Source organism: Sedimentibacter sp. LTW-03 (assembly GCF_052059825.1).
Classification (GTDB): domain Bacteria; phylum Bacillota; class Clostridia; order Tissierellales; family Sedimentibacteraceae; genus Sedimentibacter.
The window spans coordinates 2,012,009-2,025,661 of record NZ_CP197180.1; the positions used below are offsets into that span (position 1 = coordinate 2,012,009).

Genomic DNA, 13,653 nt, shown 5'->3' on the forward strand with positions numbered 1-13,653 from the left:
AATTATCGCTCCCTATCTTTGATTAAATTATCTTCATCAATTATTACATCTTCAAACGTTCTGAACATATATCTGCCATACACAACTTTTTTAGGTGTATAAGTCTTTCCTAATATAAAACATTCTAAAGCTTTAAACCAATTTTCTGTCGCTGCAAAAGAAAGAGAACTTCCGCCCGCTATTCTAGGATTAATCTCTATAAAATATATATTATCGCCATCTTTAAAACATTGAATGTTTATAATACCTATTGGTTTAAGTCTTTCTACTATTATCTTACAATATTCAATGATTTCTTCATCATATACAGTCACACCTTTTACTGATACCCCTGATTCCACTCCTATTCTCTTGCGAGGAATAATATATACTGGGTTTGAGTTAAAATCGCAAAGGATATCAATAGTGTATTCTTGGCCTGTAACTAATTCTTGAGATATGTTACCTTCCATATTAAAATTATCTTTTATTTTATCCTTGTAATAAATTCCTGCACTGCCTCTTCCAATCCTTGGTTTTATTAAGTCGTATTCTAACAGCAGTGAAGTTTTAGGAGTTCGTATATTGTTCTCATAAAAAAAGTTGTATGTATTCCACTTATCAGCACAAATGTTTATAGATGGCTCGTCAGAAATTACTATTTTTGTTTTATATTTATCAAAAAAATATTTTTTTCTCTTGCTCCACTCTAATAATCCTTCATTTATTGACGGAAATACTAAATCTATATTTTCATTATCTATTATTTTTTCAATTTCTTCAAAACAATTAACATCTGAATACTTTGGTACAATATAAGATTTTGAAACCAAGTACATGCCGCTAGATTTATTATCAATGTCTATGCCTATTATATTCCAGTCCATTTCTTTGTAGTATTTAAGCTGTGTATTAAATACCATGCTTCCTATGCCTTCAACTAAAACATTCATTGCAGCACCTCATAGAACGAAGTTTTTTGGAAATTTATCATAGTTTTTCCTTTCTTTAACGCTTGTTTTTATGACTTTAATTATCATTTAGCATATATATCATTTTACATCCAAGTTGTAAATAAAGTCCTCTATACTTAATCTTCTGTTTAAGTTGTGTTTGTCCATTATTTCTTTTATTTTATCACTGTTCATATAATTTTTTGCCTTTGTATCCTCATACCACTTAACCAATTTCTCAAATGTCAAGTCATTAACATATATCATATTTGAATTATGGTCAATTTCAACTGCCTGAAATGCTCCTGATATCTTCTGTTTATATAAATCATTCACATATATGCCTATTGTAGGAACCTGTTCTCCTATTCCAAATACGACTGGGTGATATCTTGACCCTATAAGAAACTCCGCACCGCTAATTAACTGTCTCATAAATATATAATCCTTGGTAGGTTCAAAAACTATGTACTCTTTTCTATTTTCTATAAACGTTCCCAGTCTTCTTCCACATTCATAATCAACACCTTTAAAAAGGCTAAACGGTAAAAAAAATACTCTTTCTATTGATTTATTATCTAATAGATTTTCCAAAAATTTTGCTAGAGCTTTATAAAATTTTATATAATTATCAGAATACATTTCCACCCAATGATGCAGTTGTACTACAGCATACTTTTTTCCTTCAGCACATATTTCATCACATCTAATATTATCTATATCTTTATACCATCTTGATAAAATATCATCCCCGCCAAAGATTATATCTCCTCTTGTTCCTCCTAGCTTTTTTAATGTATCTAACGAAGTATTTCTATCTCTTATAATAATTGTATTCACCTTCTCAAATACTCCGTAAAATTTGTCAATATGTTCACTATCAAACGGGCCGATATTAACCCCAGATATATATATTGGTTTATTCAGCTTATAGCCTATCGCTATCGGAATAATAAAGCTAGGTATTAGTTTATCCCCCCAGTATTTATTAAAATATCCTCCTCCGATAAAAAATAAAGCATCACAATCTAAAATTTTGTTTAAATATTCTTTTTTCCCAATATGCTCCAGTATATTTTCTTTTACAAGCTTACAAAAATTAATGTTTTCAATTATTTCATTTGGCAAATCATCTATAGTAATAGCATCAACTATATCTGTTTCAAGCTCATTATCGTCCATTTGTTCTCTAGCAATATCTTTGTTTAAGGCAAACATTGTAAGCTTTAAATTATTTTTATTAATATTATTATTTTTTCTTAATAACTCAATAGTTGATTGTAGCATAACTACATCCCCTATGTCTTCTACTCCTATTGCACCTAATAATCCAATATTCAAAGTAATATCCCTCCGTTATGAATAATGTTTTATATTTAATATATAGTTTACTGCAATCAACAAATCCTCTGCAATAAAATCAGCATTAACATCATATATTTCGTCGTCCCCGCCTAAGCCTGTCTTAACCATTATAGTTTTCAATCCTGCATTTTTTCCTGTCATTATATCAATTGTTGTATCCCCAACAATATAAGATTCAGATAAATTAATATTATATTTTTTTGCTGCTTCCTTAATCATGCCAATCTTGGGTTTTCTGCAATCGCAGTCAATTTTATATTCTTTATTTTCTTCCGGATATCCTTTATGCGGATGATGCGGACAAATAAATATATCATCCAAATACGCCCTGTTTGCCTCATATAAAAGCTTTTCTAATTCACTGTTTATATCCCACGCTTGTTCCAACGAACATAAGTTTCTTGCAACAATAGGTTGATTCGATACTACAATACATAAATATTCACTATTGTTTATAAGTTTGATTGCTTCGGACGCTTTTTTTTCTAATTCTATTTCGTCCTTGTTAGATATCAATCCTTTATATACATTAATCGTGCCATCTCTATCAAGAAAAATGCACTTATTTTTCTTCATATTTCTATCAACTCATCTTCCTCAAAATTTCTTTTAGCATTACGCCCAAGAACATTAAACCACCTCATAGGACTTATACCATTCCCAGGTCTTTTTACTGTTATATTTTCTTCTGTAAATAAATCACCTTTTTTTATGGCAGTTTTTGCAATTATACTTTTCCTTGCAATATTTATATTTTTCATTTCTGATTTAGCTGGTTTTTTTTCTCCTGTACCAATTGCTGATTCTACATTTCGAATGGCAGTTATCATCGCTTTTAATTCATCAGGCTGTAAGCTGGCTTTATGATCAGGTCCAATCATATCTCTGTCGAGAGTAAAATGTTTCTCGATAACTTCAGCACCCATAGCTACTGCAGCAATAGGTATTTCAATCCCCATGGTATGATCAGAATATCCTACGGGTATATTAAATTCATTTTTTATTGTAAGCATTGCTTTTAAATTTATATCTTCATAGGGTGCCGGATATTCTGAAGTGCAATGAAGCACAGTTATATCGCTATTCCCATTATCCTTTAAAACTTTTAGAGCCAATCTGATATCATCCATCGTGCTCATTCCTGTAGATAAAATGATTGGTTTATGCAGCTTTGCTATTTTAATTAAATAAGGAAGATTTGTAATATCTCCAGACGGAATTTTCCATCTCGCTATACCTAAGCTATTCAAAAAATCTATGCTGTCCAAATCAAATGCCGTAGAAAGAAATTCAATTTGTTTTTGTTTACAATAATTATACAATTCTATGAAGTCATCAAATGACAGTTCAAGCTTACGCAGCATATCTAACTGGTTTTCATTAGAATTTGTCAGCTGTTTTTGATAATCCGCTTTAGTTGCATTCTTAGTAACAATGTTTTCTGAAACAAAAGTTTGAAATTTAATACAATCAGCACCGGCTTGCTTTGCTTTATCAACTAGTAATTTAGCTATTGACAGTTTCCCATTATGATTAACACCTGCTTCTGCTATTATATAAGCACTCATCTTGATTTAACCTCCTTGCACGGATTACCATATGCAATCATAGAGCAGGCAATATCATGCAAGACAACACTCCCCATACCAATAATTGTATTTGCACCTATCTTAACCTGTTGCTTGACAACACTGTTTGCCCCTATATGTACATTCTCCTCAACATGCACCTCTCCACACAAAACTGAACCAGTAGCAATATGAGAAAAACTTTCCACTTTACAATCATGTTCTATTATAGAGGAAGTATTAATAATGACACCTTTACCAATGGATACCCCTGCGTTAACAACAGCGTTTTTCCCAACATAAATACCGCCGCTCATATTTACGTCCTTGCTAATTATAGAAGTTGAATCCACAATATTAGGGATTTCAAAACCTATCTCCTCAAGCATACTAAATAATTTAATGCGATGTTTTGCATCTCCGATGCTGCCCAACGTTACAAATGCATTGTTATATCCGCTTCTATACAATTTTATTAAGTCATCATCGCAGCCTACAATAGAAATGCCTAGAACATGCTTACCTATGTTTTCATTTTTATCAATTATACCGATTTCTGAATATTGTTCTGCTTGTATAAGGCTATCAAGGACAGATTTGCAATGTCCTCCTCCACCTATTAAAAGTATTTTCTTATTCATTATAATTCAACCTTTTTATCATTTCATCCATCTCATCAAACTGTCCCATGTCCATCCAGGAATTTTCACTTATAGGATAAACCCCAATCTTTTCACCGAGCTGTCTATATTTTTCTATTATATCAGGGAATCCAATCTCTGTATTATTCTCCAATTCTTCAATAACTTTAGGTTCTGCTATATACATGCCTGTATTTGTAAAAAAGGATATTTCAGGTTTTTCTCTCATATTTTCAATTTCGCCATTTATGCTTATATCAATTACACCATAAGGTATTTTAATAGTTTTTAAAGAACAAACCATTGTTATTAAATTTTTTTCTTTTTTATGAAATCTATAAATTTTTTCGTAATCCTCTTCTATTAAAATATCACAGTTAGATAATATGAATGTTGAATCAATCTTTCCTTTTAGCAGACTCAGTCCTCCACCGGTTCCAAGAGGCTTTTCTTCATCGATATAATTAATATTATAATCCTTTTCTATTTCATTAAAATATGCTTTAATCATATTTTTCTTATGATTAATAATTAAAAAAAAGTTATTGCATCCGGATTTATAAAATCTGTTTATTATGTGCTCTGCAATTGGTATCTCACCAATGGGTATCAATGGCTTCGGGAGAATTTTTGTGTATGGATAAAGCCTCGTACCAAGACCTCCCGCCATAATAACAACGGGAATATTCAATTTTTTTCTGTTGATAATTTCTTCGTCATTCCAAAATATGACAGAAATTATATGCATATCACTATCAACTATAGGTAAAGCTTCAACGGAGTGCTTTTTTAAAAGGCTTTTGGCTTTATCTTTGTCTTTTTCATATACAAACTTTGGATTATAATTAGCAATGTATTTAACTTTTGCATCAAGGTTTCCTTTTTTTAAAATCCACCTTCTTACATCTCCATCGGTAACAGCCGCAATTAATTTTCCTTCCTTGGAAACAAATAAAACCTTTTTAGCAACTTTATCAAGTAATTCCATAGCTTTAAGCATAGTAATTTCTTCATCTATCAAAAAATCTTTTATATCCATAATGCTCTCTCCCTGTAAGTAAGATTATAATCTTGGATTTTTCAAGCATTTAACCACATATAGCAAATCTTCTTTTGCTAAATTTGAGCTGCACGGAATATTTACTATGCGTTCTATATAGTATTTTGCTTTTTCTATTTTGTATGATTGGCTTTTAATATATGGCTCTTGTTCATTAATTAATCCCCATATTGGTCTTGTCTGAATTTTTTTATCAGCTAAATAATTAATTATTTCATCTCTGCTCATCAAATAGCTATTTTCGCATTTTAATGAATAAAACCAATAATTACTTCTGATATTATCTTTAAAGTCCAAAATCGATAGCCCGGGTATCTCGTTTATTTTTTCTTTATACAAGTAATAGTTATCTTTTTTTATTTCAATAAATTTTTCAAGCTGCTCTATTTGCGCTAGTCCAAGTGCCGCCTGCAAATTAGTCATACGATAGTTATATCCTATTTCGTCATGTGTATAGTACAACTCGTCGCTCTTAGCTTGAGTGGTAAGGTGCTTCGATTTCTTTAACAGTTCTTCATTGTTAGATACGATCATCCCACCACCGCCGGTTGTAATGATTTTATTGCCGTTAAAAGAATATACACCAACCGTTCCTATTGTCCCGGCAAATAGATTCTTATATTTCCCTTTGGTATAGTAGGTTCCTATTGCCTCTGTAGCATCCTCAATTACTTTTAAATTAAATTTATCTGCCACATTCATTATCTTTTCCATGTCAGCCATATTTCCAAAAACATGAACAACAATAACCGCTTTTATGTGTTTCAGTGTTTTATTATTAATAAGTTTTCCATCAATAAACTTACACTCGTTATTACAAAATTCCATGAGCCTGTCCGCATCCATGGTAAGTGAATCATCGCAATCAATAAATACTGGTTCTGCTCCAATATATTTAACCGGATTAACTGCAGCAATAAATGTCAATGCAGGTACTATTACCTCATCTTCCCTTGTTACTTCGCATACCTGAAGCGCTATGTGCAATCCGGATGTTCCGTTTTGACAAGATACGGCACCCTTTACATTAACATATTGCGCTATTTTTTCTTCAAATTCATTAACATATGGCCCGCCTGTAGAAACCCACTCTGTTTCAACAGCATGAATTACATATTCCAATTCTTTACCCTTTAAGTTAGGAACAGACAGCGGAATAAATTTTCTTTCCATATTTTCTCCTATAAATTGTAAATATCTGTCTTATATTTATCTAAATTGTTTCTGAAGAATTCAATTGTTTCAGCTAATCCTTGTTCAAAAGTATATTTAGGTTTCCAACCGGTTAACCTCTTTATCTTTTCATTGGAACCAAGCAGTCTGTTAACTTCGCTCTTTTCTGGCCTCAACCTTTGCTCATCGCATACAATTTTAGCGCTAGGATTAATTTGACGTATCAGCTCTTCAGCAAGCTGACCGATAGATATTTCTTGTTGAGTTGCAATATTTATCTCTTCACCAATTGTCTTAACTGATTTAGCTATTTCAATAAAGCCATTGGCAGTATCTCTAACAAAGTTAAAATCTCTGGTTGGGGTTAATGACCCTAACTGTATTTCTCTATTCCCCGATAATAATTGAGTAATTATTGTAGGTATTACAGCCCTGGCTGATTGTCTCGGTCCGTAAGTATTAAAAGGTCTTACTATTGTTATGGGTGTATTAAAACTCCTATAGAATGATTCTGATAACCTGTCCGCACCAATTTTTGTAGCTGAATATGGAGACTGTCCTTGAAACGGATGTTTTTCATCTATGGGCACATATTGGGCTGTTCCATATACCTCTGAAGTTGATGTAATAAGAATCCTTGAAGTTTCTAAATCTCTTGCTGCCTGCAGTATATTCAGTGTTCCCTTGATATTAGTGTCAACATACGTATCAGGAGAATGATAGCTGAATGGAATAGCAATTAACGCTGCTAAATGGTATACTTCGTCTATTCCTTTCATAGATTCTCTAACTCCGTTAGGATCTCTGATATCTCCGGTAAATATTTCTATCTCCGACAGTACATCTTTTGAAAAAGAATCTAACCAGCCCCATGAATTAAATGAGTTATAATATACAAATGCTTTTACTTTATAACCCTCTTGAACTAATTTTTCTGCTAAATGACTGCCTATAAAACCATCTGCACCCGTTACAAGAACCTTTTTCATCGTCCACTCCTATATGTTGATTTCAATATTTTTTATTTCAATATAAATTCATTAATGCTGTCTTTCATCTCATCATAAATTGGTTCTATCATTTTTATATCATTAGTACAAATATCTATAAAATTGCCGAAGCTCTTTATAACTTTCTTACCTTGTTCATATGGGTCTTTTTCTTCGTTTAAACTCTCTATGCTATCTGCCAATATCTTGTATTGAACTCTGTTCATAGGAAGTATAAAGGTCTTGTAAAAACTATTGTTTTCTATCCTTTTCAACTCTTTATCCAGCTTTACGTATAAGTTTTGTACTTGAGTATATCTCCTGATATTAATAGTTTTTTCAATTTTGTTTAATATCTCTCTATACTCTTTATTAATCTTTAAAGCACTTCTATGGGATTTATCCATATTTGCTGACTGATTTTTCAGATATTCTTTATCATATTCAATATTTTTAACCTCTAACCAGTTTTTCTCCACTATTTTTTCATTTAAATATCTTTTGATTATTTCTTCCAATTCAATAAATTCTGCACCTTCGATTTTTGCTCCGCCTTTGGTGGAATTTATCACACTTGTACTAGGATATTGTTTAATATAGCTTTCAATTTGCCTACGCATCAAGTTAAATACATCTGTAGTCAATATATCATTGCCATAGACATCCTTTGCCCATACAGCACTTTCTAATTCCTTATCACTTATTTCATCATTGATATATGATATACCTGCGGAATACCGCCTTTTATCACGATAGCCCAAGTTTTGCCCAACTAGTATTATTTTATCAAACCCCAATATAAATAACAGCTGCAGTGTTATTGCAGCAACCGTGGGAGCATCATGAACTATATTTACTGCACTTCCGTCATTGTTTTTTAAATAGTACAATGATACGGCATCTTGACTTGTTATCATATGATATTTATTTCCTGGATAATTTTCCAAGGTTTCATACCCTACAGATGAACCAAAAATCATAGGGATTTCATTTATTCCTTTTTCCTTTATTATTTCATGAACCATTTGGTTTTTAACACTGGGATCAATTGTACATGCCGCGTGGGGATATATGCCATTATAAATAAGTGTATTGATAGCTGATCCTACGCTAAATATATAGGCTAATCCATTATCTTTGATATATCTTAAATTTTCAATTTCTTCATTAAGAGATGGCCCTGCCGCTGCCAAAATGGCTGTTTTATTTTTAAAAGCGCCAGTCTTTTCTGATACTATGTTTGGAGTTGATAATACCTCTTTTAAATTTTTCATGCTGTTTACTATCCATCTTTTTTGGTAAGCATAGTTTATATGCATGTTTTCTCTTTTACTCTTAATTAATTCTTTAAATTTGCTAAAAAACTTATTATATTGTTCTTCAAATACATTTTCATAAATCGGTAAATCCATTATGATAAATTTCTTGTTCGTTTTATTGATCAACGCCCTCAAAAAAACATCTTCTGACTTAGGTTCAAACTCGCATTGTATAATTTCTAGTTTATCAGAGGATAATTTTCTAAAGTTTATCTTTTCTAAAAATTTATGAAACACTTCAACTGATGGTTCATATAGTGAAAAGGACGTATTTGGATGTCTCTTTGTAAATATATCTATGTGATAACCGAGACCTAATCCATAAAAAACAACATGCGAATTATCATCTATGCTTTCTTTTTCTTCAAGTTTACTTATTATAGCCTCAGCTTCTCGTAATGGATTATACTTGCTGTGAAGATAAAAGTCTCTTTCGTCTTTTTTTATTTTTATGGTTTCTTGATTATTTTTTGTATGCTCTATGGAAATATTGCTTTGAAAATTTTTTGCTTCTGTTTTTTCTATTTCTTCGTACAAGTTGGGATAGTTCTTTTTTAAATAAATAATATTATCTTCTAGCATCTTAATTTACCGCCTCAGATTTTAATACACCTAATTTTTCTGTCATAGTTTCAAATACGGGAATTATTTCGTACAAGAGCATGTCCCCAATTAATATGTTATCTTTATTAAGAATTGCATTCTCTAATTCAGGAATAATATCATTCAATTTAGACACCTCTTGAACATATTCATTCCATACTCCATAGTCACTTACAACATCCTTTGAAGCTTCAATTAGATTTATCTGTGAAATGGATTGAATAATCCACTGGATTCCTTCAAATAAGTCTGTAAGTTGTGACCATATATTTTGATTTGGCTTTTGATAGAAACCCTCGGCTAATCTATTAATTATTGGGATTGCATTTTTTGCATATTGTTCAGCTAATATGATAGATTCATTAATCATTTCCACAATGGTTACAGCAATAACTTCAATCTTTTTTACGCCCCTAATATTTTCGGTAATGTAGTTATAGTAATTATCATATATTACTTCATCATCTACTATAAGATGCGAAAACTGTAATCCCATCTTTTCCAGAGTTACATTGATATTGTTAAATATTTTTTCAACATTTTCAGTGTCATTGCTATATTTTAAAATTTCGTCTTTAATATATACATGCATATTAAATAAAACCATCCTTATTTTTAATTATTTTTATCACATTAACTATATTAATATATTTTTTAATCTTGTATATTTATCGGCTGTAAAATGTCATTATTTAGATTAAACCTTTAAAATAAATTGTTAATTTTTGCATTTGGCCTACTAAATTTTATAAATAAAGCAATGTAAAAATACTTGGCAGTCTTACAACCGAAAGCAAATCAATTTAAATTTTTCGATATTTATTTGATGAAACTAGGTTTTTATTATCTCCATTATATTGCATAATACATGCATTTTCAACAATGTTTATTAATTTTTAGGAAATTTTGGAATCTGATAACTCTTGGTGTCAGTTTCATATACTAAAACCAAGTTTTAATTTTATAAATTTGTATAATTACTATAAAGCGGTTAAAATTTTACAGTATTTTAGCTACTATCCAAATATTATAATAAATTTGACAATTAAGGTTATTTGCTATATATTATATATTATAAAACTTATATTTCATCTTATAAAACCGGAGGCTTTTAAATGGAATACAATGTAAGAGCTGTTGAAAGAGCTTTATCCATATTGAAATGTTTTAACAGTAATAGAAAAGAAATTAGCTTGCTTGAGATTTCAGAAATAATGTCACTAAACAAAAGTACAGTATACAGATTGTTAGTTAATTTGAAAAATGCAGGATTTGTAGATACCACTATTGACGGAAAATATATAATAGGAAATGAAATTGTTAGATTAGCAAACATTCGCCAAAATGATGATTTCTTAATCAAAGGATCATATAGTATAATGGAGTCGTTGGCACAGCTGTCAGGCGAAACTATTATATTAGTCAAATATGATAACTGCAGAGTAATCTGCCTAGATAAAATAGAGAGTACCAATGCTTTAAAAATCACTTCTGAAATAGGTGTAAATTTGCCTATGATGAAAGGAGCTACAGGTAAAAGTATAGCTGCCTTCCTTACAGATGCTGAACTGGAAAAATGCGTCAACTTTCAGCAAAGAGAATTTAAAGAACAATATTATCTCCCAAAGCTTAAAAATGATTTTAAGCAAATTAGGAAAAATGGATATGCACTTACAACAAGTGAAATTGATGACGGTGTAACCGCCTTTGCTGTACCAATACTTGGTCATGATGGGCATGTGTTAGGCAGTATAAGCATAGCGGGGCCGGATTTTAGGTTTAATGAAAAAATTATTAATTCATTTAAACATAAGGCTATAGAAGAGATTGGAAATCTATCGAAAAAAATGGGTTATAGTTTAAATTCTTTTAACCCTCCATCATATAATTAGGACAGGTAAATAAAATGATATATCTTGCACTTTCAATTCTATGCGGCATACTTGTTGCTGTTATATTTAGAATGTTTGAAAATCAAAAAATTAATCTTCATGTTATTATAACTTTTAACTACATATCAGCATTAATTGTAAGTCTTATAATAGTTGTTTATAAAAATATGTTCAATCTTATTTCACTAAGCAGTTTGCATAATTTTATGAACGAATATAACATTATATTTCGCAGCACCGGCATATTATCAATTGAAGCTTCCGCCGGATGGGCAATAATAACCGGAACATTGTTTGGCCCTATTTTCTGTTTTTCTTTTTTTCAATATCAAAAAAATATATCTATCAGCGGAATGGGCATTGCAAGCACATTTATGAAAATTAGTGTAGTAATTCCGATGATAATCTCAATGCTTTTTTGGAAAGAATATCCTTCTTTGATGCAGTCTGCCGGTATTATTTTATGCATCATATCAATATTAATATTTAATCTTGACTTCGAAAATATTAGGCATTTCAAGTTAAACAAAAATTTAATTCTTTTAATAATATTGGGAGGTTTGGCTCAATTTACAGCTAAAGTATATCAAAAATATGGTTCTGTCGATTGCCGTGATATTCTCACACTGTTTATTTTTTTATCATCTTTTATCACGAGCCTTATATTACTTTTGAGGCATAAATCATACATATGTGCAAAAGACGTAATTATAGGTCTTACACTTGGAATACCTAACCTATTTAATACTACTTTTTTAGTATTGGCACTTTCATACATTGACACATCCATAGCCTATATGCTCTCCAGTCTTATATCAATTATAATAATCCTTATAATTGGCTTGTTCTTTTTTAAAGAAAAAATCTACAAAAAAGACATATTAGGACTAATAATTGCATTAGTGTCAATTTACTTTATAAATAACTGATTTTTATAAATTTGATATATAAAAAAGATGAATCTTTTATATTCTTAAAGATTCATCTTTTTTTAGCTGTTATAACATCAGTTTTTAACAGAGCCATCCACTGCGAGATTTATTTCAAATCTTCCTATTGCTACCTTTTCGATTTGCGTTATGTCTATGGGTTTTTTGAACATCAAATTTATTGATGAGGATATAGAATTCGTTATATTTCACTTAAAGAGCTTTTTTCCAAATCCGTAAGCGCAAATCTTATGCACAGTTTGTTCTCCGCAAAGCCTATGTTATCAACATATATATCGTAATTATATTTTTCGACAAAAATATTGGAATATTTCCAGGGCAATACATAATTCGGTGCTAGTTTGTAAATATTTTCTTCTTTTTCTGCATCAGCCTCACCTTTAAAATCACCTAAAGCTCTGGCCGCTTTCCTTTATTATCGTTCATTATGTTCTCCTATCAAGAAGCTTCTCAAATATATATTCACATTATAATATAATTTCACTCACATTTTTATAAAAAAACTCTGGGGACGCACCTTTCAAAAACCTAAAGGCTCGTCCCCAAGTTTCAACAACAAAGTAATTCTCTAGAAATTAACTCCGCAATATTTTTATTTTTTTGATCTTGCATATTCACCGATTTTTTTATCCGCTGATGAAATGTGCTTTGTAAGCCATTCTAATATAAACTGGTTCGAGCTTATTACCACTGTCAAATTTGCCCCTGCTGTCTCATACTGATTTCTGAGTTCTGCTAATTTTTTTATAAACCCTTCATGCATTTGTTTCTGAGCACTTAATTCTGGGTAATTAATACTTGTCATATACTTTTCCTCGTCTTTGAAATGAGTCTTTGTATACTCGTCAAGAAAATCGAACATCTGAATTATATATTCCTTCGATTTACCGCTTTTTCCTGCCTCAAAAAGCTTATCTGCCTTTTCAAACCATTTTTTGTGCTGGTTGTCAATTAAGTCAACTCCAACCTCTAAGTTTTTAGTCCATAGCAATGCCATAACTTCCTCCTGATTTTATGAGAGCTGTGCTCTTATATATTTTAAATTATTTTTAATAGTTTTTTCTGTGATGAGGAATTATTTAACTATAAAAATATATTTTTTACCTCTTTTCACAGTTTACTTCCTTAAATCCTTACAAATACTATATCGGGAAAATATTT

13 protein-coding genes are annotated in these 13,653 nt (G+C 30.7%); 2 read left to right on the forward strand and 11 right to left on the reverse strand.

Annotation, left to right across the window (positions count from 1 at the left end; all coding sequences use genetic code 11):
• Positions 1 to 2 precede the first annotated feature (2 nt).
• The 10 genes from ACS3UD_RS09955 to ACS3UD_RS10000 form a co-directional block, all read right to left on the reverse strand.
• Entirely contained in the window at positions 3 to 932 is a 930-nt protein-coding gene (locus ACS3UD_RS09955) for an ATP-grasp domain-containing protein (protein ID WP_308139757.1), read from the reverse strand.
• Positions 933 to 1,031: 99 nt separating this feature from the next.
• Positions 1,032 to 2,273, reverse strand: a complete 1,242-nt coding sequence (locus ACS3UD_RS09960) for a polysaccharide pyruvyl transferase family protein (protein WP_308139756.1) — start codon at positions 2,271 to 2,273, stop codon at positions 1,032 to 1,034.
• A gap of 15 nt (positions 2,274 to 2,288) precedes the next feature.
• Positions 2,289 to 2,873 carry a D-glycero-alpha-D-manno-heptose-1,7-bisphosphate 7-phosphatase gene (locus ACS3UD_RS09965; RefSeq protein WP_308139755.1) on the reverse strand — a complete coding sequence of 195 codons (585 nt, stop codon included), beginning with the start codon at positions 2,871 to 2,873 and terminating at the stop codon, positions 2,289 to 2,291.
• Positions 2,870 to 3,865: an N-acetylneuraminate synthase gene (neuB, locus tag ACS3UD_RS09970; protein ID WP_308139754.1), complete on the reverse strand. Its 996-nt coding sequence runs from the start codon at positions 3,863 to 3,865 to the stop codon at positions 2,870 to 2,872. Before neuB ends, ACS3UD_RS09965 begins: the two co-directional genes overlap by 4 nt.
• On the reverse strand, positions 3,862 to 4,506 hold the full coding sequence (locus tag ACS3UD_RS09975; protein WP_308139753.1) for an acetyltransferase: 645 nt from the start codon (positions 4,504 to 4,506) through the stop codon (positions 3,862 to 3,864). The genes neuB and ACS3UD_RS09975 overlap by 4 nt, the downstream gene beginning before the upstream one ends.
• Positions 4,499 to 5,545 carry a sugar phosphate nucleotidyltransferase gene (locus ACS3UD_RS09980; RefSeq protein WP_308139752.1) on the reverse strand — a complete coding sequence of 349 codons (1,047 nt, stop codon included), beginning with the start codon at positions 5,543 to 5,545 and terminating at the stop codon, positions 4,499 to 4,501. The genes ACS3UD_RS09975 and ACS3UD_RS09980 overlap by 8 nt, the downstream gene beginning before the upstream one ends.
• A 24-nt stretch (positions 5,546 to 5,569) precedes the next feature.
• Positions 5,570 to 6,739, reverse strand: coding sequence for a LegC family aminotransferase (locus tag ACS3UD_RS09985; protein WP_308139751.1), 1,170 nt, complete (start codon positions 6,737 to 6,739; stop codon positions 5,570 to 5,572).
• Between the two features lie 8 nt (positions 6,740 to 6,747).
• On the reverse strand, positions 6,748 to 7,728 hold the full coding sequence (locus tag ACS3UD_RS09990; RefSeq protein ID WP_308139750.1) for an NAD-dependent 4,6-dehydratase LegB: 981 nt from the start codon (positions 7,726 to 7,728) through the stop codon (positions 6,748 to 6,750).
• A gap of 32 nt (positions 7,729 to 7,760) precedes the next feature.
• The gene (locus tag ACS3UD_RS09995; RefSeq protein ID WP_308139749.1) at positions 7,761 to 9,629 is read right to left on the reverse strand and encodes a motility associated factor glycosyltransferase family protein; all 1,869 of its coding nucleotides are present in this window, start codon (positions 9,627 to 9,629) and stop codon (positions 7,761 to 7,763) included.
• A gap of 1 nt (position 9,630) precedes the next feature.
• Positions 9,631 to 10,242, reverse strand: a complete 612-nt coding sequence (locus ACS3UD_RS10000; RefSeq protein WP_308139748.1) for a hypothetical protein — start codon at positions 10,240 to 10,242, stop codon at positions 9,631 to 9,633.
• A 523-nt stretch (positions 10,243 to 10,765) separates the two neighbouring features.
• On the opposite strand from ACS3UD_RS10000, the gene ACS3UD_RS10005 reads away from it, so the two are divergent.
• A complete protein-coding gene (locus ACS3UD_RS10005; protein WP_308139747.1) occupies positions 10,766 to 11,542 on the forward strand; it encodes an IclR family transcriptional regulator in 777 nt (258 codons plus the stop codon).
• Between the two features lie 14 nt (positions 11,543 to 11,556).
• Complete coding sequence (locus tag ACS3UD_RS10010) at positions 11,557 to 12,471, forward strand: EamA family transporter (protein WP_308139746.1); 915 nt, start codon at positions 11,557 to 11,559, stop codon at positions 12,469 to 12,471.
• Positions 12,472 to 13,084: 613 nt separating this feature from the next.
• Here the strand turns inward: ACS3UD_RS10010 and ACS3UD_RS10015 are convergent.
• The gene (locus ACS3UD_RS10015) at positions 13,085 to 13,489 is read right to left on the reverse strand and encodes a bacteriohemerythrin (RefSeq protein WP_308139745.1); all 405 of its coding nucleotides are present in this window, start codon (positions 13,487 to 13,489) and stop codon (positions 13,085 to 13,087) included.
• Between the last annotated feature and the right edge of the window lie 164 nt (positions 13,490 to 13,653).

Excerpts from the sequence above, each read along its gene's own strand:
- ACS3UD_RS10010 (WP_308139746.1), top strand. The coding sequence starts at position 11,557 with ATGATATATCTTGCACTTTCAATTCTATGCGGCATACTTGTTGCTGTT.
- ACS3UD_RS09985 (WP_308139751.1), bottom strand. The coding sequence starts at position 6,739 with ATGGAAAGAAAATTTATTCCGCTGTCTGTTCCTAACTTAAAGGGTAAA.
- ACS3UD_RS09990 (WP_308139750.1), bottom strand. The coding sequence starts at position 7,728 with ATGAAAAAGGTTCTTGTAACGGGTGCAGATGGTTTTATAGGCAGTCAT.
- ACS3UD_RS09955 (WP_308139757.1), bottom strand. The coding sequence starts at position 932 with ATGAATGTTTTAGTTGAAGGCATAGGAAGCATGGTATTTAATACACAG.
- ACS3UD_RS09965 (WP_308139755.1), bottom strand. The coding sequence starts at position 2,873 with ATGAAGAAAAATAAGTGCATTTTTCTTGATAGAGATGGCACGATTAAT.
- ACS3UD_RS10005 (WP_308139747.1), top strand. The coding sequence starts at position 10,766 with ATGGAATACAATGTAAGAGCTGTTGAAAGAGCTTTATCCATATTGAAA.
- ACS3UD_RS10000 (WP_308139748.1), bottom strand. The coding sequence starts at position 10,242 with ATGCATGTATATATTAAAGACGAAATTTTAAAATATAGCAATGACACT.
- ACS3UD_RS09975 (WP_308139753.1), bottom strand. The coding sequence starts at position 4,506 with ATGAATAAGAAAATACTTTTAATAGGTGGAGGAGGACATTGCAAATCT.
- ACS3UD_RS09980 (WP_308139752.1), bottom strand. The coding sequence starts at position 5,545 with ATGGATATAAAAGATTTTTTGATAGATGAAGAAATTACTATGCTTAAA.
- ACS3UD_RS09995 (WP_308139749.1), bottom strand. The coding sequence starts at position 9,629 with ATGCTAGAAGATAATATTATTTATTTAAAAAAGAACTATCCCAACTTG.
- neuB (WP_308139754.1), bottom strand. The coding sequence starts at position 3,865 with ATGAGTGCTTATATAATAGCAGAAGCAGGTGTTAATCATAATGGGAAA.
- ACS3UD_RS10015 (WP_308139745.1), bottom strand. The coding sequence starts at position 13,489 with ATGGCATTGCTATGGACTAAAAACTTAGAGGTTGGAGTTGACTTAATT.